We start from the raw sequence: 20,207 nt of genomic DNA, 5'->3' as shown, positions 1-20,207 counted from the left end.
AGGCAACCTGGCAAGACTGTGGCCGGCAAACAAACGAGCGAGACCATGCCACCCTTTCGGGTTTGGCATGTGGGATCGTCAGCGTCGTCGCGAGCGTCCTGCAGGATACAAGGGCTAGATATCCGTTTTGAGAAAGATGATCGGCTCGGCAGCACAGGGCCGCCTCCTTTGCCGGATAGCAGAACTGCGAGCTGCGTCAAGCAGAAACGCAGTGTTCAACGGGAAGGACCTATGCCTGTCGCACAAAACCCTTATCTCTAACGGAAAGCGGCAGCGAAACGGCAGGAGGCACGACCATGGGCATGCTGGTGGAGGGGGTATGGAAGGATGTCTGGTACGACACGGACAAGACCGAGGGCCGCTTCAAGCGCCAGGAGTCGCGCTTTCGCAACTGGGTGACGGCCGATGGCAGCGCCGGCCCCAGTGGCGAAGGTGGCTTTGCGGCAGAAGCCGGCCGCTACCATCTTGTCGTATCCTATGCCTGCCCCTGGGCCCATCGCACGCTGATCGTGCGCCGACTGAAGGGCCTGGACGCGATGATCTCGCTTGCCGTGGTTGACCCTTTGATGCTGGAGCGCGGCTGGGAATTCAAGAACCGCGATGGCGGCACGGCTGATCCCCTCTTCGGGGCGGAAACGCTAGCCGACCTCTATGTCAAGGCCGATCCGTCCTTTACCGGCCGGGTCACCGTGCCGGTGCTTTGGGACAAGCAGCTGGGCCGGATCGTTTCCAATGAATCAGCCGAGATCATCCGCATGTTCAACACCGCCTTCGACGGGCTGACCGGCTCGACGCTCGACCTCTATCCGCAGGATCTGCGCAGCGAGATCGACGCACTGAATGCGCGTATCTATGACGCGGTCAACAATGGCGTCTACAAGGCCGGCTTTGCCACGCGACAAGATGCCTATGAAGAGGCCGTCACGGCGCTGTTTGCCATGCTTGACGAGTTGGAGACCCGACTGTCGACCCGGCGCTATTTGATGGGCGCTCACCTGACGGAAGCCGATTGGCGGCTCTTCACCACGCTGGTGCGGTTCGATGCCGTCTATGTCGGCCATTTCAAATGCAACATCCGCCGCATCGCCGACTATCCGCACCTGCAGGCCTATCTGAAAGATCTCTACCAGGTTCCGGGCGTGAAGGAGACCGTGGTCTTCGATCATATCAAGCGGCACTATTATATGAGCCATCCGACGATCAACCCGACGCGGATCGTCCCTCTTGGCCCGGTTCTGGATCTGGACAGTCCGCATGGGCGGGAGAGCCTGGGCTAAGAAGCAGGCGTACTACAAGGAGCCTAGCGCTCGTCGGTGAGATGATCCATCGTGACGCATTCGCTACGAGAAGTCGGGCTGCGCACGGACGCGTTCGCCACAGCGGGAACAAGCCAGTTTCGGCAATATCGCATGGCTGATCCCAATTTCGCCAAAATCCAGGCCAGCCGGTTTTCTTTGACGAGGTCGAGCGCTAGGTAAAGCGCATGTTCAAGCTCGCCCATATTTCCGACGTCCATCTCGGTCCGCTGCCAGATCTTTCGCTGCGCGAACTCGCGTCAAAGCGTATCACCGGCTTCGTCAACTGGCACCGCAATCGCCGCAAGCACATGGTCAGCGACACGCTGGAGGTCTTGATGGATGCGGTGGAGGCGGCCGGCGCCGATCATCTGGCGATCACGGGGGATCTCGTCAATCTCGCATCCTCGCGCGAAATCGAGGCCGTCAAAACCTGGCTGACCGCCGCCGGGTCGCCGGAGCATATTTCGATCATTCCCGGCAATCACGATGCCTATGTCCCCGGCGCCTATGAAAAGTCGGTCAAAGCTTGGTATCCGTTCATGCGCGGCGAGCGGGCGCCGGAGAGTTGGAATGAGGATTTCCACTGTTTCCCCTATTTGCGCATCCGCGGAAATGTCGCGCTGATTGGCTGCTCGACAGCGGTGGCAACGCCGCCTTTCGCTGCCAGCGGCTATTTCGGCCGGCGGCAGGCGCGCGAGACGGTCAATCTCCTGCGCGCCGCAGGCGAGGCCGGCCTCTTCCGGGTGGTGATGATCCATCACCCGCCGATCCGTGGTGCGACCTCCATGCACAAGCGGATGATCGGGATCCGCCGCTTCGGCGCCGTGATCTCCTCTGGCGGCGCGGAGCTGGTGTTGCATGGTCACACACATTTGAACACCGTCTATCAGCTGCGCGGCCAGATCCGCCCGGTGCCGGTCGTCGGCATCGCCTCGGCTTCTCAAGGGGTGGGCGGGCACAAGCCGCCAGCCGGATTCAACCTGTTTTCCATTAATGGCAGCCCTGGACAATGGCTTTGCCGGCGCGAACGCTTCCAGCTCGCCGCTGACGGACGCAGCCTTCAACTGGCGCAGACGGACGAATTCTAACAGGCAGCCTACCGCATCTCTCAATTCGCGCGTGCATCATGCTGGCACCGGCGATGGCGATCCGCCCGCTTTTATGCTAGAGAGAATCTCTAGACTGCTTCGTGCGCCATTTTGCGTTTGACCGGATGCCGCCGGCATCCAGCCTGATACGAAGCCTCCCGTTTGAAGACAGGCAGTCACCGATCAGCATCGATCGCCTGTGGTGAAACCGGATCGACATGGCCCTGCCGCCAAGGTGAGCGGTTTTTGGCCAGGCGATCACTGAACCGATGGTTGGAAAGCAATGCATCCAGCAGCGGACTCGCAAAATTTCATGAAGGATCTCGTGGCGCTTCTGCCGCGGCTGCGGCGCTTTGCCATGACGCTGTGTCCCAGCGCCAAGGCAGCAGACGAAATGGTCGGTGCCGTCAGCCTGCGCGCGCTCGCCCATGGGCAACCGGCCGCCGATATCAGGCTCGATGCCTGGGTCTACAGGCTGATGCGTGCCCTGCGTCAAGAAAGCCTGGTGCTGGCGCCGGAGAGCCAATCGATCGAAGCGGCAGCCCGGATCATTCCGCTGCCAAGCGGCTCCTCAGCTGCCTTCCTGCTCGTCAATGTCGAGAAATTCAGCTATGAGGTCGCAGCCGATATTCTCGGCATTCCGCATGAGGCGGTGATGCGCCAGGTGGCGGAGGCGCGCATGTCCTTTGCTGCCCAAGAGACGAAGACTTTTGAGAAACGAGCCTGATTCCTTGCCCCACGCCACTGGTTCAACCCTTGTTTTGCGTCTGTCCGCTCTGATCGACGGAGAAGTGGATGAGGTGGAACGACGCGAATTGGAGCGCCTGGTCGAGAGCGACGATGAGGCACGCCGCCTCTATCAGCGCCTGAAGGCCGGCGGCGAGGCAGGACAGGCCGCGTTCGAGACCATGCTGAGCGATCCCTTGCCTCTCTCTCTCGTCCGCCAGATGCGCAACGGCGCCGAACAGAGCATGCCTGCGCAGGAGCGTGTTGCCACCACGATGGCGAAGCCGAAGCGCGTGAAGCTTTGGCCGCGGTTTCTATGCGGCGGCGTAGCGCTGGTGCTGATCGGTGGCTCGACGGGGTTTCTGATCGGCCGCACGATGAATGACGAGCTTCCGCCCGAGAGCTTGGCACCCGCGCGCAACTGGCGTGACGACATGATCGACGCCTATCGCATTCACACCCGCCAGCAGGGCCATCTGGTGGAGATGACCGCAACCGAGCCGGACCGGTTGGTTGCCTGGCTCTCGCAAGGAGCCGGCATCGGCTTCGCCCTGCCCGATCTCGCAGATCGCCAGCTCACGCTCGAAGGCGGACGGCTGATCGTGGCAGAAGGCAAGCCTGCAGCCACCCTGCTGTATCGCAATGGCGATGGCGACGTCGTCGCTCTCTGTCTGATGAAGGCGCCGCTGGCCGCCACGAGCGACAGCGCCGGAACACTTGCGGAAACGATGCGTGACAATCTCGCCATGCTCTCCTGGACCTCCGGCGGCATCACCCACGCCTTGATCGGCCCTTCTTCCGACGCCAATCTGCGCGGCCTGGCCGAAGAGCTTGCCGAACGGACGTGAGGCAGCGTCAGTCCGACTAGGATTAAGAGACCAAAATGAAGAGAGGCAGGGTGTTCGCCCTGCCCCACTGTCTCACTCAGTTCCCGATCACCCGATTGGCCGCCGACACAATCGCCTCCAGCGAGGCGGCGACGATGTTGGTGTTGATGCCGACGCCGAAGAGCTTGCCCTCAGGGTGTTCCAGCTCGACATACGCGATGGCCGAGGCGTTCGATCCGTGCTGGAGCGAATGTTCGGAATAATCGGCCACTGACATGGGAATGCCGAGATAAATCGACAGCGCATTGACGAAGCCGTCGATCGGGCCGTTACCCTTGCCCTCGATCTGCTTTGTTTCGCCGCGGTCGATGATTTCAGCCGCAACCACGCGCTGGCCTGGATGCTCGGTGCCGGCGGGATAGGTGTGGTGCTCGACAAAGCGCAGGCGCGCGCCGGGCTGCTCGACATAGCGCTCGAGGAAGCGAGCATGGATCGCCTTCGACGGCAGTTCCTTGCCGCCTTCATCGGTGATGCGCTGAATGTCTTCGCGGAATTCCACCTGCAGGTTGCGCGGCAGGTTGATGCCGTAATCCTCCTGCAGGATATAGGCGATGCCACCCTTGCCGGACTGCGAATTGATGCGGATGATCGCCTCGTAGGAGCGGCCGACATCCTGCGGGTCGATCGGCAGATAGGGCACTTCCCACAAGGTGTGATTGGCGGTCTTGATCGCCTTCATACCCTTGTTGATCGCATCCTGATGCGAGCCGGAGAAGGCGGTGTAGACCAGCTCGCCGACATAAGGATGGCGCTCGGGAATGACCATCTGGTTGGAATATTCATAGACCTCGCGCATGCGCACGATGTCGGAGCAATCCAGTTTGGGATCAACGCCCTGCGTATACATGTTCAGCGCCAGGGCCACGACATCGACATTGCCCGTGCGCTCGCCATTGCCGAAGAGCGTTCCTTCGATGCGGTCGGCGCCGGCCATCAGGCCGAGTTCGGCCGCCGCCACGCCCGTCCCGCGATCATTGTGGGGGTGCAGCGAAATCAGCACGTTCTCGCGATTGTCGATGTTGCGGCACATCCATTCGATCTGGTCGGCATAGATGTTCGGCGTCGACATTTCGACCGTCGAGGGCAAATTGAGGATCAGCTTGTTGTCGGCCGTCGGCTTGATGATCTCGACGACCGCGTTGCAGATCTCCAGCGCCACCTCCAGCTCGGTCCCGGTGAAGCTCTCGGGCGAATATTCGAAGCGGTAGCCGCCTCCGGCCTTAGCCGCCATGTCGGCGATCATCTTGGCTGCGTCGGTGGCGATCTGCTTGATGCCGGCGACATCCTTGCCGAACACCACGCGGCGCTGCAGCTCGCTGGTGGAATTGTAGAAATGCACGATCGGCCGGTGCGCGCCCTCCAGCGCCTCGAATGTGCGGGTGATCAGTTCGGGCCGGCACTGGACCAGCACCTGCAGGGAGACGTCCTTGCCGACATGCCCCTCTTCCACGCACCAGCGGGCAAAGTCGAAGTCGGTCTGTGAGGCGGAGGGGAAACCGATCTCGATTTCCTTGAAGCCCATGTCCAACAGCAGCTGGAACATGCGGGCCTTGCGGTCGTGCCCCATGGGATCGACCAGCGACTGGTTGCCGTCACGCAGATCGACGGAGCACCAGATCGGTGCCTTGTCGATGATCTTGGAGGGCCAGGTACGGTCCGGCAGGGCCACCGGCGGATAAGGCCGATATTTGCGCGCGGCATCGGGCATGCCCTGCTTCACGGGGTGGGTCTTGACGATCATCTCTCGGGTTCTCTTCGTCTGACGACCAGGCTTCGCGCATGGCCACTCCCCGATCTCGGCAGAAAGTAAGCGACAAGGCGACGCCGATGGCGTTCTATGGCTTATAAATTGGACGGATTGCAAGGAGCTGTGCCGGCGGGCTTTTCGGCTGCCGGGCGCTCCTTCAAAGAACCCGGCAACCGCGCGTAAGGCCGAGAAGAAGAAGAGACGTGAAGGCACGGGCGCGCTGGCGGACGCTGTCGCGTTCCGGCTGGCTCTGGCGCATCTCTGTCACGTCGTTGTTCGTCATGCGTCCTCTATAACGACCGCCGAAATAAAGGGCAAGCCTTGCCGTGAAATTCGGCAGCGACCGCGCGGATCGCATCCGCGCAAAGGGTTCATGGCTTTGCCAGCAGGCGGCCGGCGCGCTATGATAATTTCCATGACCATCCTGCCGCTGATCGAGGCCGAGGGCCAATTGCGAGAGCTTGCGCGCCGCGTGGAAGCGGGCGAGCGCATCACGCTGACGCTTGACGGAAAACCCGTCATCGAGCTCGTGCCGCCGGAGAAGACGACCGAAACCGGATCGATGCCAGGCCTGGAGGCGTTTCGCGCCTACAAGCGGGAAAAGGGGATCGATAGCATCTTCACCTACGTTGCCGAAGATTTCGACGATCCGCTCCCCGTGGATTTTCTGATCACGCCACTGCCGGCGCTTGAAGGCGAAAAATGAGGCTGCTTCTCGACACGCAGATCTTCATTGCGATCTTGATGGATTCAACGAACCGACTACCAGCCACGATTCAAGTCCTTCTTGAGCCCCTGTCAGCCGGCCGCTTCACGGAACCGAACAAGACATTCATCAGCGCAGCGACGCTGTGGGAAATGGCAATAAAGGTTCGGCTCGGCAAGCTTGGCTTCGGTGTGCCAATTGACACTCTGCCCGACATGATTGCGCGTCTGGGCATGACAATCATGCCCGTTCAAGCCAGCCATGCGCTGTTTCACGTCCAGCCCGAGCCACCGACGCGCGATCCGTTCGATCGTCTGCTGCTCGCCCAATGCGCCATTGAGGGCTTGCGGCTCGTGGCCATGGACCAAGCCCTGTCGGAATACCCGCTATTGGCCACCAGCCACGGCTGATCATGGAGCCAGACATGAAAAAGGCCCCGCCGGTCACTAGGCAGGGCCTTCGATGTCAGAAGCGCGAGGCTTCAAATATCGGCAACATTGGTGACAATGCGCGAGACCAATCCATAACCCACGGCGTCTTCGGCCGAGAGCCAGTAGTCGCGATCGATGTCCTTGGCGATCTTTTCTTCCGGCTGGCCGGTGGCCTTGGAGAAGATCTTGATCAGCCGCTCGTTCATCTTGATGATTTCACGTGCCTGGATCTCGATATCGGAGACCATGCCGCGCGTGCCGCCAGACGGTTGATGCAGCAGGAAGCGGGTGTTCGGCAGGCAGATCCGGCGCTCCTTCGGCACGGAAACATAGATCAGCGCGCCCGCAGAGGCGACCCAACCGGTGCCGATGACCCAAACCTTCGGCTTCACGAACTTGATCATGTCGTGAATGCTGTCGCCCGATTCGACGTGGCCGCCGGGCGAATTGACGAAAATCCTGATGTCGTCATCGCCGGCGGCGGCCAACGCCATCAGCTGCGAGCAGACTTTTTGCGCCAGATCCTGCGTAATCCCGCCATAGATGAAGATCGAACGAGACTTGAACAGGTTCGCCTCGGTTTCCTTGCCCAGCGGCAACTCCGTCTTCTTGTCGTCGTCGTCTTCGTTCATGCGTCTCTCCCCAAGGGATGCTTCGTGATGTCCGCTTTCCAGATAAGGCGACTCGACGGCGAAAACAATGCGCCTTGCCGCACAAGCACGGCCATGCCTGCCGTCAGCGTGGCGTTTTCGCCGATATGGTTTCCAGCCTCCGCCTGAAGCCGGGTGCCGCCGCGCCGACGATGGTAGGCTCCATCGGATTACGCAAATGTAAGAATAAACAGACTTCCATTTGTCACGATCGCCCCCTAACTCATGCTGTGCCGGTCGTTGCACCGGCGCCGCCGGTCTCAAATCCGGGACAGGGCGGCTTGAACCATTGGCGTGGACGTCCGTTCCTAGAACCAGGAACGAAACGGCGTTTCAAGGAGGCGCGCATGTCCCCGGATGAAAAACAGCTTTTGACCGCCCTGTTCGACAGGGTGAAGGCGGCTTCGAATACCCCGCGCGACCGCGAGGCCGAAGCCCTGATCGAGCAGGCCGTTCGGGCCCAGCCCTCGGCCACCTATTATCTCGCGCAAGCCGTCATCATTCAGGAAAAGGGGCTGGAAGCGGCCTCCGCCCGGATCGAAGAGCTGGAAGCGCGGCTGCGCGATCTGGAAGCGAACCGGACGCGGGCGCCTGAACAAGGCGGCGGCTTCCTGAGCTCGATCTTCGGCAGCAACGACCGGCCGCAGCCAGCCCGCGAGGATGCCCGCCCACAGGCCGCACCCGGCGGCCCCTGGGGTCCGCGTCCGAGCAACTACGGTGCTCCGCCTCCGCAGGCACCCGCTTATGGCGGGCAGCAGGGCTATGGCAGCCCACCGCCTGCCTATGGCGGCAATCCCGGCCCCTGGGGCGGTGCGCCGCAGCAGCCATCGGCCGGCGGCGGCTTCATTCGCGGCGCGCTTGGCACGGCGGCTGGCGTGGCCGGCGGCATGCTGCTGGCCAATTCGCTGAGCGGCCTCTTCGGCAGTCATATGGCGCAGCAGGGCCTGACGGCACCAGGCGAAACGCTCGCCGGCTCGCCGATCGAGGAGACAACCATCGTCAACAATTACTACGGCGATGACGCGATCACCGAGGCCTCTGATCCCGGCAATGCAGGGGATGGCGGCTGGGGCCAGGATGACGGAGGCTTTCAGCAGGCCGATGCCGATCCGGGCGACAGCTTCGGCGGCGATGACTTCGGCGGCTTCGGCGACGACAGTTCGAACGTCTGAGCTGGAGGTCTTCCGAGATCGGGGGATATAAAGCCCTCACCTACCCCAGTTTCGGAGAAGGCCGCCACCGCGAAACCACACCATCCTCGGGCTCGTCCCGAGGATCTGCCGACATCCATCTGTCGACACATCGCTGATGCTCGGCAGAAGCACGAGCATCACGATCTCGTCAGGCGGAGGCGATCACAAGGCAGAATACCGCCACGCTCAGTGGAGCCGTGGATCAGCCTCGGCCGCGATAGGTCGGCACGCCCTGATCGGGAAGCCAGAGACCCTCGGGCGGTGCGCCCGTCTGCCAGAAAACATCGATCGGGATGCCACCGCGCGGATACCAGTAGGCGCCGATGCGAAGCCATTTCGGTGCGAGGAGATCGACGAGCCGTTTGGCGATGTCGAGCGTGCAGTCCTCGTGAAAGGCACCGTGGTTGCGGAAGGAATGGAGAAAAAGCTTCAGGGATTTGGATTCCACCAGCCATCCAGCCGGCACGTAATCGATGACGATATGGGCAAAATCCGGTTGTCCGGTCATCGGGCAGAGCGACGTGAATTCCGGCGCGGTGAAGCGCACGACGAAATCTGCGCCCTGATGCCCGCTCGGTACCCGCTCCAGCACCGCATCGTCCGGGTTGGCAGGCAGATCCGTCTTCTGCCCCAGTTGGGAAAGCCCTGTTACGTCCGTCTTGGTCATGCCTTGCGGCCTCCTGTCAGTTTCACGCGCACGCCATGCGCTTCTTCGCTTTCCGGCTCCACATGGATGGCAATCTTGGCCGTGGGCTGGACGGCACGGATCGCGTCCTCGATGCGGTCACAGATAAGATGCGCTTCACCCACTGTCATGCCGGCAGGCACGACGAGGTGAAAATCCACGAACATCGCCGCACCCGCCTGGCGGGTCTTGAGGTCGTGCACTCCGAGGGAGCCGCCGGCATGGGACGCGATCGCCGCTTTGATCGCCTCTTCGTCCTCCGCCGGCACCGCGCGATCCATCAGGCCATCGACCGAACGGGCAATCACCTTCGAACCCTGGATGAGGATGTTGCAGGCCACGAGCACGGCGAGCAGCGGATCGAGCACCGCATAGCCGGTGAGGAAGGCGAGCGCGAGGCCGATGAGCACACCGCCTGATGTCACCACATCCGAGAAGATATGATGCCCGTCTGCCTCCAGCGCCGGCGAGCGTAGCGCCTTGCCAGCTCGCAGCAGCACGCCTGCCCAGATGGCATTGACGATACCGGCGGCGGCATTGATAGCGAGACCGAGCACCGGCGCTTCCGGCAGCTTCGGATCGAAGATCGCCGGGGCAGCCTCGTAAACGATCATCAGGGCGGCCACGACGATCAGCACGCCTTCGATGACCGCTGAGAAATATTCCGCCTTGTGATGGCCGAAGGGGTGGGAGGCATCTGCCGGCTTGGCGGCGTAGGAAATCACCACGAAAGCAATGATCGCCGCCACCACGTTGACGATGGATTCCAGCCCGTCCGACAGAAGCGCGACGGAACCGGTGACCCACCAGGCCATCAATTTCAGGCCGAGCACGCCGATCGACAGCGGAATGCCCCAAAAGGCCAGGCGATGCGCCCTTGCGCTATTGGCTGCGTCCATGAGGGATCCTCAAACAAGGGTTCGGGCCTGAGGCCGTCTGAGAAAAGGGCGAGGTGCTGCAGCAGCCCTAAGGATGAGCTGGAGCTCGAAGACCCACGGTAGAGCAAAGCTCTCAATTTTCAGCAAAGTGCCAAGGACACATCTGTTCCGACGACCGCAGCGCCGGAACGTGCCCGGGCGGCTCTTAGACCATTTCAGCTCGAAAGAAAACCAGACGCCAGGTCACTTGCTCGACACGCTCACCGTCTCGAACCGTCGATCATGACGACGAAGGAACCGCGTCATAATCGCTACGCAGCAGGCCCATCTGGATCAGATCGATGAAATGTCCATCAATGCGCGCAGCTTTGCGTAGCAGACCTTCCTCACAAAAGCCGACCTTACGATAGAGCGCCGCCGCGCGCGGATTATCGTGGTGGCACGTGAGCTCTATTCGCTGCATCCCAGCAGCCCAAGCCGCTTCGATCGTGCGTAGGATCAGGCGCTTTCCCAAGCCTTGATTGCGAAAATCAGGGATGATCCCCATGCCCAAAATGCCGCAATGGCTTCGCGCCGGCCGGCCCTCGCGCCGGATGTCACACCAGCCAACGACCTCGCCCGCCGCCACCGCCACCATTTGAGGATGGCCATTGGCGATATTGTCACGCACGAAGTCACGGGTACCATCAAGCGGCGGCGCTTCCAGAAAGATGAGATAGCGACGCTCGCGGGCGACCACGTCGAGCGCTCGATGAAAGCCCTCGATCAGACCCTCGCGGATTGGCTCGATCGTGATCGCCTCGGCGCTCACGGCTCAGGCCGCCTTGACCTTCGCGCGCTTGGCCAGATGTGCCACGACGTTCTCGATCATGCGCATGCCGGCGTCATGGCCGAGCGTCATGATCGATTCCGGATGGAACTGCACGGCGGCGACCGGCTCCTTCACATGCTCTATGCCCATGATCGTCCCGTCCTCGCTCTCGGCGGTGATCATGAACTCGCGCGGCAGGCTGGCCGGGTCGGCGAAGATCGAGTGATAGCGGCCGACCGTCACCTCCTTGCCAAGCCCGGAGAAGACCAGGCCGGGCTCCAGCACGCGGATGCGTGACGGCTTGCCATGCATGGGAACGGCGAGCTGGCGCAGATCGCCGCCATAGGCTTCGGCCAGCGCCTGCAGGCCGAGGCAGACGCCGAAGATCGGCAGCTCGCGCACCCGCGCCTTCTTGATCGTCGCCTTGCAGTCGAAATCCTTGGGACGGCCGGGCCCGGGCGAGAGCACGACGAGATCCGGCTTGACGCTGTCGAACACCTCTTCCGGCACCGGCGAGCGCACGGTGACGACCGCCGCCCCGGTCTGGCGGAAGTAGTTGGCGAGCGTGTGGACGAAGCTGTCCTCATGGTCGACCAGCAGGATTTTGACGCCCGTGCCGACGGCAGCGACGTCGCGGGCGATCTTGTCGCGGTTGCCGGTCTTGGCGTCACGAATGGCGGCGATCATGGCGGAGGCCTTCAGTTCGGTTTCGGCTTCTTCCTCATGCGGATCGGAGTCATTGAGCAAGGTGGCGCCAGCGCGCACCTCGGCAATGCCGTCCTTGATGCGCACGGTGCGCAGCGTCAGGCCGGTGTTCATATCGCCATTGAAGCCGACCATGCCGACGGCCCCGCCATACCAGGCGCGCGGGCTCTTCTCATGCTCCTCGATGAAACGCATGGCCCAGAGCTTCGGCGCACCTGTCACCGTCACCGCCCAGGCATGGCTGAGGAACCCGTCAAAGACGTCCATGTCGTCGCGCAGGCGGCCTTCGATATGATCGACAGTATGGATGAGACGCGAATACATCTCGATCTGCCGGCGGCCGATGACCTTGACCGAGCCCGGCTCGCAGACCCGGCTCTTGTCGTTGCGGTCGACATCCGAGCACATGGTCAGCTCGGACTCGTCCTTCTTGGAATTCAGCAGTTTGAGAATCTGCTCGCTATCGGCGATCGGGTCTTCGCCGCGCCGGATCGTGCCGGAAATCGGGCAGGTTTCGATCCGTCGTCCGGAAACGCGCACGAACATCTCCGGCGAAGCGCCCACCAGATATTCCTGATGCCCGAGATTGATGAAGAAGGAATAGGGCGACGGGTTGATCGCCTTCAGCCGGTTGGAAATCTCCGAAGGGCGGCTGTCGCAGCGCTCGAAGAATTTCTGGCCAGGCACGACTTCGAAGAGATCGCCTCGGCGGAAGCTTTCCTTGGCCTTGGTGACGAGCTCGGCATATTCGCCCGGACGATGGTCGCCATGCGGCGGGATGCTGTCGACCGTGCGGAAAGGCTCCGGCGTCACGTCGCCGGCTTTGCCCTCCGTCGTCAGATCACCCTTGGCGAAATCATAGCGGTCGATCCAGGCCTTGGCGGCGTAATGATCGACGACCAGAATTTCGTCGGGCAGGAACAGCACCATGTCGCGCTGGTCATCAGGCCGCTTCAGCTTCAGGTCGATCGCGTCGAACTGGAAAGCGAGATCGTATCCGAAGGCGCCATAAAGGCCGAGGCTGGAATCCTCCGCCGAAAAGAACAGCGCCGTCACCGCGCGCAGAACGGTGAAGACCGTCGGCATTTTCGAACGCTCTTCCTCGGTGAAGACGCGCGCGGGCGGATCGATGGTGAGGTCGAGGCGGCGGGCGCTGCGCGTGCCGAGCGTGATGTCGGCAACGGTTGCCAGATGATCGGCGATCACCTCCAGCAGCACCTCGCCACGTTCATTGAAGGCCTCGATCCACAGCGCGCGGCCGAAGGAGGAGAGACCAAGCGGTGGATCGACGATGGCCGTATCCCAACGCGTATAGCGACCGGGATATTCGTAATTGGAGGAGAAGACGGCACCGCGCCGCTCGTCGAGCTGGTCGACATAGGCGGAAATGGCGGTTCCATACGATGCCTCTCGCCGGCGGCGTGTGACGGTGATCCCGCCCTTGGTCTGATAGGTCTCGCCGCCATCGGCCAGAATTGTCGTCGCCATCTGCTCACTCGCTCCGTTCAGGCCCGGTCCGTTGCTGCGGCTTGAATATGAAAAAAGCCGCCTCGAATGTTCGGGCGGCTTGTCGTCTCAATCACGCATCTCAAACGCATGAGGGGTCGAGGCCGCTGTCAGCGGGCCCACCACCAGTTCATGCTGATCGAAATCTTGCGCATGCGCATCTTCTACACTGCCACGCGCACCTGCGCAAGATCGCTGCCTGTTTGAAGAGGCAATCCGGGCACAGGCGCGCCCGGATACGGACCGACGAGTACGCGCAGCCGTCTATTCGGCTGGCAGCGGACGGACGCGCATGAAGCGCACCGTGGCGAACCACAGCACCACCCCCAGCGCCAGAAGCGCGCCGGCAATCAGATATTGAACCGGATCCCGACCTGTCCACGGCCCCGCGAAGAAGGCACAGGAGACGGCACCAAGCACCGGCAGAATCGTTGGCGTGCGAAAATGCTTGTGATCGACCGGATCGCGGCGCAGCACCAGCACGGCGACATTGACGATGGCAAAGACGCAGAGCAGCAACAGTGCCGTGGTGCCGCCAAGCGCCGGCACGCTGCCGGCAAAGATGATCAGCGCCAAGGCGATTGCGCTCGTGAACAGGATTGCGACATAGGGCGTGCGCCGGCCGGCATGGACCCGGCCGAGCGCGTCCGGCAAGACGCCTTCGCGCGCCATGCCATAGATCAAGCGGCTGGCCATCATCATGTTGATCAGCGCCGAATTGGCGACCGCGAACATGGTGATCACAGCGAAGATGCCGATCGGAAAGCCGGGTGCGCCGGCCTGCACGACTTTCAGAAGCGGCGTTTCCCCCTCTCCGAGCTCGGCTGCGGGCACCAGCGTAATCGCCGAAACGGCAACCAGCACATAGATGACACCCGTGAGCATCAGCCCACCCAACAACACCTTGGGAAAGATGCGGCTCGGGTCCTTGCATTCTTCGGCCATGTTGACCGAATCCTCGAAGCCGACCATGGCGAATTTTTTTTTTGATGTTGCGGCGATCACCGAGAAGATCAGGCTGCTGTCGCCAGGTGTGGCAAAGGTAAAGGCGCGGGAGACATCCCCCTGCCCGCCGAGGATTGCATAAGCGCCGATCCCGATGATCAACAGCAATCCGGTCAGTTCGACGACGGTCAGCACCACGTTCATCTTCACGCTTTCGCCAACGCCGCGGAAATTGACCAGGCCGACGAGCATCAGGAAGAGCACGGCCACCAGCGTGACGCCGATCGTCCCGGCATCGAGCCCGATCGCCGCCGCAAAATTGGCGGCAAAGGCGCGCGATGCCGTCGAAGCGGATGTAATGCCGGAGGACATGACCGCAAAGGCGACGATGAAGGTGAGGAAATGGACGCCGAAAGCCTTGTGCGTGTAAAGCGCCGCGCCAGCGGCCTTGGGATATTTGGTGACCAGCTCGAGATAGCTGAAAGCGGTGAGCAGCGCCACGACGAAGGCAATCAGAAAGGGCAGCCAGACGACCCCGCCGACTTTCTGCGCCACCTGTCCCGTCAGCGCATAGATGCCGGTGCCGAGAATGTCGCCGACGATGAAGAGAAGCAGCAGACCCGGGCCCATCACCCGTTTCAGCTCGCCCTCCCCCTCGCCCGCGCCGCTCAAATGCCGCTCCATGCTGCCCATCGCCTGTCCCTCCCAAAACGCCGATTACGCTCTGTTCCAAGGCAGTTAGGGCGGAGCCCGGCGGAAGGGAAGAGTATACATCAGCATATTCTTAAGAAGCGAGCCGCTCGGATCCAGGGTTCTGAAAAAACGACGGGCCCTCACAAGCCACTCCAAGCGGCTGAAAATGTTGAGATTCGTTGTAATCACCGTCATCCCATAACCAAGGGCGGTGGCGGCAATCACCTGATCGCCAAACCCAAGGTGACGGCCTCTTGCCTCGGCTTCGTCATCCAGAACACCGACGATCCGCGCGACCTTGGCATCCATGGGGCGGATCTGCTCAGCAAATTGATCGGTTATTTGATCCAGCCAGGCCGCAAGATGTTTCGCCTGTTCGATACCGCCTCTGCGATGTAGGGCCCTCAGGCTGGCTTCGATTTCCAGCAATGGTCATTGCGGAGAGATAGAGCATACCTGCCACGCCCTGCGCATGAAACCACTGGCGCATGTCAGCAGGGGGCGATCTTTTAACGGGCGCGAGAACCGACAGGATGTTCGGGTCGATCAGAAACCCATTCATAGATCGGCGTGACGCAACTGAGCCTCAACGCGCTTTGCTTCGTCCTTGCCTGGGTAGGCCATCAGGAAATCGCCAAAGTTTGGCTGAGGGCGGGCGAGCATCTTGCGGGCTGCCTCGGCGGCATCCACTGAAACCAGGACGGTGGCCGCCTTCCCAGGCCGGGTGATCGTGACAAAGCCGCCATTCGCCGCCTTATCGACGAGACCTGGAAAAACGCGCCTTGGCATCAACCACGCTGAAGCTAGACACGATCAATCCGGCAAAATGACTGTTAATGGTCATTACAGTGGGACACCACCTTATCCACAAGCAAGATCACAAGACTGCAGAACCAGGCTTTTGCGTGCAGCCTATCCCTTGCAGGAAAGGGACAAGCTCCAAAACCCCGCCGCTGCGGCGAACATGCGACATTGCGCGTCGCGCCTGCGGCGGCACCTGAAACACGACCCCCTAAACTGGCTTCCAACATCAGCACGCTTGAGTTGGCGGAGAATTGATGGTTGCCTAACGCATCATGAAAAGGGGAATGACATGCGCATTGTAAGCAAGCAGACACTCACGCGGGCCCTCGCCCTCACTCTCGCAACGGCGGCCTTTTCGCCGGCGCTGGCCGCTGAGCCGAAGAACTGTGGCACCGTCCGCTTTTCCGATGTCGGCTGGACCGATATTACCGCGACCACGGCAACCGTCGCCGCCATTGTCGAGGCACTGGGCTACAAGGCCGACATCAAGGTTCTATCGGTTCCTGTCACCTACCAATCGCTGAAGAACAAGGACATCGACGTCTTCCTCGGCAACTGGATGCCGGCCCAGGAAAAGGACGTCACCCCCTATCTGAAGGAAAAGACGGTCGATTCCATCGGCGTCAATCTGGAAGGCGCGAAGTATACGCTCGCGACCAACGCCAAGGGCGCCGAACTCGGCATCAAGGACTTTTCCGATATCGGCAAGCACAAGGACCAGCTCGACGGCAAGATCTACGGCATCGAGCCCGGCAATGACGGCAACCGCCTGGTCATGTCGCTGATCGACAAGAAGGAAATGGGCATGGGCGGCATGGAGCTGGTGGAAAGCTCCGAACAGGGCATGCTCGCCCAGGTTGCCCGTGCGGACAAGGCCGGCAAGCCGGTGGTCTTCCTCGGCTGGGAGCCGCATCCGATGAACACCACCTTCAAGATGACCTATCTGACCGGCGGCGACTCCACCTTCGGTCCCAATTTCGGCGGCGCAACCGTCTACACCAACACCCGCGCCGGTTATGTCGCGGAATGCCCCAATGTCGGCAAGCTGATCTCCAACCTGAAATTTACGCTGGAGATGGAAAACCAGATCATGGGCAAGATCCTGAATGACAGCGAAGAGCCGGCCAAGGCCGCGAAGGAGTGGCTGAAGGCCAATCCCAAGGCTGTCGAGCCCTGGCTGGCTGGCGTGACCACGAAGGACGGTGGCGATGCTCTGGCTGCCGTCAAGGGCGAGCTCGGCCTGTAAAGGCGCGTTCCCGCCTGCTTTCGCTCCGCTTCAAGCGTCGGCCTCTATTACCAGGCCGGCGCTTGAAGGAAGAGATGCGGTGCACCTCTTGCGCAAGCCGGGGCCTGTTGGCCAGCCGCGCAACATGCGGATGCGATCGCGCAGACATCCGTTGGGCAGATCATCATTTCATGTCGCTTGGCCGCGAATTGGTTTTCCATGCCCTAATGGTCCCTGCCTCCAAGCCAAATGGCTGCCACCCGGCGTTCGCATCCTGCAGGGGCTGTGCCGATCCTGAAGGAAAGCCCCTGCAAAGCCTGAACAGCGGATGGCGCCAGGGAAACATAATTTTGATCAAAAGCTTAGCGCGCCCCATAGGCGAAATGGGCCTACATATCTTGCCTCAAAGGCTTTAAGCTGGGCCCAACAGCCCTGACCATGCTCCTATCAACGAAGATGGACCCAAGCCGGTGGAATTTCTGACCGAACATCGCGTGCCGATCGGCGTTGCCGCTAAGGCGTTCGTCGATTGGCTGACGACCAATTTCGAGCTGTTCTTCCAGCAGCTTTCCAACCTGCTGCTCGCCGTTGTCGATGCGCTGCTGTTCGTGCTGCAGACGCCGCACCCGCTCGTCGTCGTCGCGGCTGTCACGGGCTTGTCCTGGTGGCTCCGGCGGTCGATCGGCATCACGCTGTTTACGCTGCTCGGCTTGTTGCTGATCATCAACCAGGGCTATTGGAAGGAAACCACCCAGACGCTGGCATTGGTGCTGGCAGCCAGCGCCGTTTCGATGGCAGTCGGCATCCCCATGGGCATTGCCGCTGCCCGCCGGCCCTGGTTCTATGCGATCCTGCGGCCGATCCTCGATCTGATGCAGACGATCCCGACCTTCGTCTACCTGATCCCGGCGCTCATCCTGTTCGGGCTCGGCATGGTACCGGGCTTGATCGCCACGGTGATCTTCGCCATTCCCGCGCCCATCCGGCTGACAAGGCTCGGCATCATCTCCACGCCTCCTTCCCTGGTCGAAGCGGCCGTATCCTTCGGCGCGACCCCGAGCCAGGTGCTGCGCAAGATCGAGCTGCCCTTTGCCATGCCGCAGATCATGGCCGGGCTGACGCAGACCATCATGCTCTCCCTGTCGATGGTGGTCATCGCCGCGCTGGTCGGGGCGGACGGGCTCGGCGTGCCGGTGCTGCGCGCGCTTAACACGGTCAATGTCGCCAAAGGCTTCGAGGCGGGCCTCTGTATCGTCATCCTGGCCATCATCCTCGACCGGCTCTTCCGGTCCTCCGACGCGGGAGACGCGTGATGAACGACGCAGTGATTTTCGGCAATGTCGACATCGTCTTCGGCGATCGGCCCGAACGGGCGCTGGCGATGGTCGATCAGGGCCGCAGCCGCGACGAAATCGGTGCGGCAACGGGCCTGGTGCTCGGTGTGGCCGGCGCATCACTCAGCGTTCGCGAAGGCGAAATCCTCGTGCTGATGGGACTGTCGGGCTCCGGCAAGTCGACGCTGCTGCGCGCGGTCAACGGGCTCGCGCCCGTGGTGCGCGGCAATGTCGGCGTCCGCACGGTCAAAGGCACGACGATCGATCCCTATCGCGCCTCCGCCAAGGCGCTGCGCGATTTCCGCATGCACACGGTTTCGATGGTCTTCCAGCAATTCGCGCTCCTGCCCTGGCGTAGCGTGGCCGACAATGTCGGCTTCGGCCTTGAGCTTGCCGGCGTGCCGGACGCCGAACGGCGCCGGCGGGTGAGCGAGCAACTCGAACTGGTCAATCTGAGCCAATGGTCGGAGCGCAAAGTGCAGGAGCTCTCGGGCGGCATGCAGCAGCGTGTCGGCCTGGCGCGCGCCTTTGCCACAGGCGCGCCGATCCTGCTGATGGACGAGCCCTTCTCGGCACTCGATCCCTTGATCCGAACCCGTCTTCAAGACGAGCTGCTGGAATTTCAGCGGCGATTGAAAAAGACCATCCTCTTCGTCAGCCACGATCTGGATGAAGCCTTCCGAATCGGCAATCGCATCGCCATCATGGAAGGCGGGCGCATCATCCAGTGCGGGACGCCGCAGGAGATCGTCAAAAATCCCGCCAATCAATATGTGGCCGATTTCGTCCAGCATATGAACCCGATCACCATGCTTTCGGCCGTTGACGTGATGGCGCCGGGTGTCGTCGCCACGCCGAACGCGGCCGGGGTGACCGCCACGGCCAGGCCGGACACGCCGCTGGTGGATATTCTCGATGCCCTCGCCCGCCAGCCAGGGGCTATCGGCGTGGTCGACAATGGCGCGATCATCGGCACCATCGACTTGCAAAATGTGGTGGAAGGGCTGACGCGCCATCGCCAGATACGCGAATGAGTGACGCTGAGCGGCCGAAGGGGCCGGACCGTAGGCGGGACGCGACCGACGATGACATAGCCCTGGCGCGCCGCCTTCTCGACGGCGCGCCTTATGCCGCTCTGGCGGTCATCGATCCCGAGAGCGGCCATCCTTTCGTCAGCCGAATCCTGTTTGCCACCGATATCGATGGTGTGCCCTGCCTCTTCGTGTCCGATCTTTCGCAGCATACCAAGGCGCTTGTGAGCGATCGGCGCTGTTCGCTCTTGGTCGGCGAACCGGGCAAAGGCGACCCGCTCGCCCATCCACGGCTCACGCTGCAGGCCGACGCTGTCGCCGTGCCGCGATCCGGTGAGGATCACGCCAGGTTGCGGGCTCGCTTCCTCGCCCGTCATCCAACATCTTCGCTTTACGTCGATTTTCCCGATTTCGGCTTCTTCCGCCTGTTGCCTCTGCACGGCCATCTCATCGCCGGATTCGGCAAGGCCTTACGAATCGGTGGTCACGATTTTTTGATCTCTTGATCAACGTTTAACATCTGCCTTAAAAACGATGTGACTTTGCTTGACAGGAGAAGTCTGAAATACCCGGAGACGAGATTTCTGTATTCACGATTCTTTTTTAAGGGATCGGGAACTCTCGCCAAATCTGGGGGTTGGATCTCATCGGACAGCACCTTAAAATCAGTAGCGGCTTTCATTGTGATTGAATGCCCCTTCAGTCACATACGAAGAGTTTCAATGTCTTGCCGCAGATCTGAAGGCAAAGTCTCAAGCCTGGTTCGGTTTAATCGACCTTACCGCCCCTAAATTTTGCAGTACGCGGTTGTTCTTGCATGCGACTACCCTAATGATCGTAGGAGCTAACCTTGTAGTGCAAAAG

Annotated in this window: 21 protein-coding genes; 11 read left to right on the top strand and 10 right to left on the bottom strand. The window is 61.6% G+C overall.

Annotated elements, in window-relative coordinates; genetic code table 11:
• Window positions 1-296: 296 nt before the first annotated feature.
• The gene (locus BMX61_RS14015) at window positions 297-1,277 is read left to right on the top strand and encodes a glutathione S-transferase family protein (protein ID WP_075628241.1); all 981 of its coding nucleotides are present in this window, start codon (window positions 297-299) and stop codon (window positions 1,275-1,277) included.
• 23 nt (window positions 1,278-1,300) lie between these two features.
• Here the strand turns inward: BMX61_RS14015 and BMX61_RS24305 are convergent, their stop codons facing one another.
• A complete protein-coding gene (locus BMX61_RS24305) occupies window positions 1,301-1,501 on the bottom strand; it encodes a hypothetical protein (protein WP_139198928.1) in 201 nt (66 codons plus the stop codon).
• Here BMX61_RS24305 and BMX61_RS14010 point away from each other — a divergent pair.
• The 3 genes from BMX61_RS14010 to BMX61_RS14000 all read left to right on the top strand — a co-directional run bounded on the left by BMX61_RS14010 (window position 1,484) and on the right by BMX61_RS14000 (window position 3,960).
• The gene (locus BMX61_RS14010) at window positions 1,484-2,386 is read left to right on the top strand and encodes a metallophosphoesterase family protein (RefSeq protein ID WP_075628242.1); all 903 of its coding nucleotides are present in this window, start codon (window positions 1,484-1,486) and stop codon (window positions 2,384-2,386) included. The genes BMX61_RS24305 and BMX61_RS14010 overlap by 18 nt on opposite strands.
• Window positions 2,387-2,699: 313 nt before the next feature.
• Entirely contained in the window at window positions 2,700-3,113 is a 414-nt protein-coding gene (locus BMX61_RS14005; RefSeq protein WP_170854945.1) for a sigma factor, read from the top strand.
• 4 nt (window positions 3,114-3,117) lie between these two features.
• Window positions 3,118-3,960 (top strand): anti-sigma factor family protein, encoded by an 843-nt coding sequence (locus BMX61_RS14000; RefSeq protein WP_075628244.1) that lies wholly within the window; start codon window positions 3,118-3,120, stop codon window positions 3,958-3,960.
• A 76-nt stretch (window positions 3,961-4,036) separates the two neighbouring features.
• Here BMX61_RS14000 and leuA read toward each other — a convergent pair whose 3' ends face one another.
• Window positions 4,037-5,740, bottom strand: coding sequence for a 2-isopropylmalate synthase (gene leuA, locus BMX61_RS13995; protein ID WP_075628245.1), 1,704 nt, complete (start codon window positions 5,738-5,740; stop codon window positions 4,037-4,039).
• Window positions 5,741-5,903: 163 nt separating this feature from the next.
• Window positions 5,904-6,029: a hypothetical protein gene (locus BMX61_RS25340; RefSeq protein WP_267890863.1), complete on the bottom strand. Its 126-nt coding sequence runs from the start codon at window positions 6,027-6,029 to the stop codon at window positions 5,904-5,906.
• Window positions 6,030-6,161: 132 nt separating this feature from the next.
• Between BMX61_RS25340 and BMX61_RS13985 the strand changes: the two genes are divergently transcribed.
• Both BMX61_RS13985 and BMX61_RS13980 read left to right on the top strand, forming a co-directional pair.
• The gene (locus tag BMX61_RS13985; protein ID WP_075628332.1) at window positions 6,162-6,452 is read left to right on the top strand and encodes a type II toxin-antitoxin system Phd/YefM family antitoxin; all 291 of its coding nucleotides are present in this window, start codon (window positions 6,162-6,164) and stop codon (window positions 6,450-6,452) included.
• A complete protein-coding gene (locus BMX61_RS13980; RefSeq protein WP_075628246.1) occupies window positions 6,449-6,862 on the top strand; it encodes a type II toxin-antitoxin system VapC family toxin in 414 nt (137 codons plus the stop codon). The genes BMX61_RS13985 and BMX61_RS13980 overlap by 4 nt, the downstream gene beginning before the upstream one ends.
• A 71-nt stretch (window positions 6,863-6,933) precedes the next feature.
• Here the strand turns inward: BMX61_RS13980 and BMX61_RS13975 are convergent, their stop codons facing one another.
• Entirely contained in the window at window positions 6,934-7,515 is a 582-nt protein-coding gene (locus tag BMX61_RS13975) for an ATP-dependent Clp protease proteolytic subunit (protein WP_075628247.1), read from the bottom strand.
• A 365-nt stretch (window positions 7,516-7,880) separates the two neighbouring features.
• Between BMX61_RS13975 and BMX61_RS13970 the strand changes: the two genes are divergently transcribed.
• Window positions 7,881-8,705 (top strand): DUF2076 domain-containing protein, encoded by an 825-nt coding sequence (locus tag BMX61_RS13970; protein ID WP_075628248.1) that lies wholly within the window; start codon window positions 7,881-7,883, stop codon window positions 8,703-8,705.
• A gap of 223 nt (window positions 8,706-8,928) precedes the next feature.
• Here BMX61_RS13970 and queF read toward each other — a convergent pair whose 3' ends face one another.
• The 6 genes from queF to BMX61_RS13940 all read right to left on the bottom strand — a co-directional run bounded on the left by queF (window position 8,929) and on the right by BMX61_RS13940 (window position 15,378).
• Window positions 8,929-9,393 (bottom strand): preQ(1) synthase, encoded by a 465-nt coding sequence (gene queF, locus BMX61_RS13965; RefSeq protein WP_075628249.1) that lies wholly within the window; start codon window positions 9,391-9,393, stop codon window positions 8,929-8,931.
• Window positions 9,390-10,310, bottom strand: a complete 921-nt coding sequence (locus BMX61_RS13960) for a cation diffusion facilitator family transporter (RefSeq protein WP_075628250.1) — start codon at window positions 10,308-10,310, stop codon at window positions 9,390-9,392. Before BMX61_RS13960 ends, queF begins: the two co-directional genes overlap by 4 nt.
• 259 nt (window positions 10,311-10,569) lie before the next feature.
• Complete coding sequence (locus BMX61_RS13955) at window positions 10,570-11,100, bottom strand: GNAT family N-acetyltransferase (RefSeq protein ID WP_075628251.1); 531 nt, start codon at window positions 11,098-11,100, stop codon at window positions 10,570-10,572.
• Window positions 11,101-11,103: 3 nt separating this feature from the next.
• On the bottom strand, window positions 11,104-13,293 hold the full coding sequence (locus tag BMX61_RS13950) for an anthranilate synthase (protein ID WP_075628252.1): 2,190 nt from the start codon (window positions 13,291-13,293) through the stop codon (window positions 11,104-11,106).
• A gap of 282 nt (window positions 13,294-13,575) precedes the next feature.
• Window positions 13,576-14,949: an APC family permease gene (locus BMX61_RS13945; RefSeq protein ID WP_234794684.1), complete on the bottom strand. Its 1,374-nt coding sequence runs from the start codon at window positions 14,947-14,949 to the stop codon at window positions 13,576-13,578.
• A 45-nt stretch (window positions 14,950-14,994) separates the two neighbouring features.
• Window positions 14,995-15,378: a PIN domain-containing protein gene (locus BMX61_RS13940; RefSeq protein WP_234794683.1), complete on the bottom strand. Its 384-nt coding sequence runs from the start codon at window positions 15,376-15,378 to the stop codon at window positions 14,995-14,997.
• A gap of 664 nt (window positions 15,379-16,042) precedes the next feature.
• On the opposite strand from BMX61_RS13940, the gene BMX61_RS13930 reads away from it, so the two are divergent.
• The 4 genes from BMX61_RS13930 to BMX61_RS13915 all read left to right on the top strand — a co-directional run bounded on the left by BMX61_RS13930 (window position 16,043) and on the right by BMX61_RS13915 (window position 19,849).
• Window positions 16,043-16,999 carry a choline ABC transporter substrate-binding protein gene (locus BMX61_RS13930; RefSeq protein WP_075628253.1) on the top strand — a complete coding sequence of 319 codons (957 nt, stop codon included), beginning with the start codon at window positions 16,043-16,045 and terminating at the stop codon, window positions 16,997-16,999.
• A gap of 449 nt (window positions 17,000-17,448) precedes the next feature.
• Window positions 17,449-18,291: a choline ABC transporter permease subunit gene (choW, locus tag BMX61_RS13925; RefSeq protein ID WP_075628254.1), complete on the top strand. Its 843-nt coding sequence runs from the start codon at window positions 17,449-17,451 to the stop codon at window positions 18,289-18,291.
• Window positions 18,291-19,346, top strand: a complete 1,056-nt coding sequence (choV, locus tag BMX61_RS13920) for a choline ABC transporter ATP-binding protein (protein WP_075628255.1) — start codon at window positions 18,291-18,293, stop codon at window positions 19,344-19,346. Before choW ends, choV begins: the two co-directional genes overlap by 1 nt.
• Window positions 19,343-19,849, top strand: a complete 507-nt coding sequence (locus BMX61_RS13915; RefSeq protein WP_075628256.1) for a HugZ family pyridoxamine 5'-phosphate oxidase — start codon at window positions 19,343-19,345, stop codon at window positions 19,847-19,849. Before choV ends, BMX61_RS13915 begins: the two co-directional genes overlap by 4 nt.
• The last annotated feature ends 358 nt before the right edge of the window (window positions 19,850-20,207 follow it).

It is taken from the genome of Xaviernesmea oryzae (genome assembly GCF_900109605.1).
Lineage (GTDB): Bacteria > Pseudomonadota > Alphaproteobacteria > Rhizobiales > Rhizobiaceae > Xaviernesmea > Xaviernesmea oryzae.
This window is presented reverse-complemented; position numbering and strand designations above follow the sequence as displayed.

Coding starts and splice junctions, on each gene's coding strand:
- BMX61_RS13950 (WP_075628252.1), bottom strand. CDS start 13,293: ATGGCGACGACAATTCTGGCCGATGGCGGCGAGACCTATCAGACCAAG.
- BMX61_RS13980 (WP_075628246.1), top strand. CDS start 6,449: ATGAGGCTGCTTCTCGACACGCAGATCTTCATTGCGATCTTGATGGAT.
- BMX61_RS13960 (WP_075628250.1), bottom strand. CDS start 10,310: ATGGACGCAGCCAATAGCGCAAGGGCGCATCGCCTGGCCTTTTGGGGC.
- BMX61_RS14015 (WP_075628241.1), top strand. CDS start 297: ATGGGCATGCTGGTGGAGGGGGTATGGAAGGATGTCTGGTACGACACG.
- BMX61_RS14005 (WP_170854945.1), top strand. CDS start 2,700: ATGAAGGATCTCGTGGCGCTTCTGCCGCGGCTGCGGCGCTTTGCCATG.
- BMX61_RS24305 (WP_139198928.1), bottom strand. CDS start 1,501: ATGGGCGAGCTTGAACATGCGCTTTACCTAGCGCTCGACCTCGTCAAA.
- leuA (WP_075628245.1), bottom strand. CDS start 5,740: ATGATCGTCAAGACCCACCCCGTGAAGCAGGGCATGCCCGATGCCGCG.
- BMX61_RS13975 (WP_075628247.1), bottom strand. CDS start 7,515: ATGAACGAAGACGACGACGACAAGAAGACGGAGTTGCCGCTGGGCAAG.
- BMX61_RS13930 (WP_075628253.1), top strand. CDS start 16,043: ATGCGCATTGTAAGCAAGCAGACACTCACGCGGGCCCTCGCCCTCACT.
- BMX61_RS13985 (WP_075628332.1), top strand. CDS start 6,162: ATGACCATCCTGCCGCTGATCGAGGCCGAGGGCCAATTGCGAGAGCTT.
- BMX61_RS13970 (WP_075628248.1), top strand. CDS start 7,881: ATGTCCCCGGATGAAAAACAGCTTTTGACCGCCCTGTTCGACAGGGTG.
- BMX61_RS13915 (WP_075628256.1), top strand. CDS start 19,343: ATGAGTGACGCTGAGCGGCCGAAGGGGCCGGACCGTAGGCGGGACGCG.
- BMX61_RS25340 (WP_267890863.1), bottom strand. CDS start 6,029: ATGACGAACAACGACGTGACAGAGATGCGCCAGAGCCAGCCGGAACGC.
- BMX61_RS14010 (WP_075628242.1), top strand. CDS start 1,484: ATGTTCAAGCTCGCCCATATTTCCGACGTCCATCTCGGTCCGCTGCCA.
- BMX61_RS13945 (WP_234794684.1), bottom strand. CDS start 14,949: ATGGGCAGCATGGAGCGGCATTTGAGCGGCGCGGGCGAGGGGGAGGGC.
- queF (WP_075628249.1), bottom strand. CDS start 9,393: ATGACCAAGACGGACGTAACAGGGCTTTCCCAACTGGGGCAGAAGACG.
- choV (WP_075628255.1), top strand. CDS start 18,291: ATGAACGACGCAGTGATTTTCGGCAATGTCGACATCGTCTTCGGCGAT.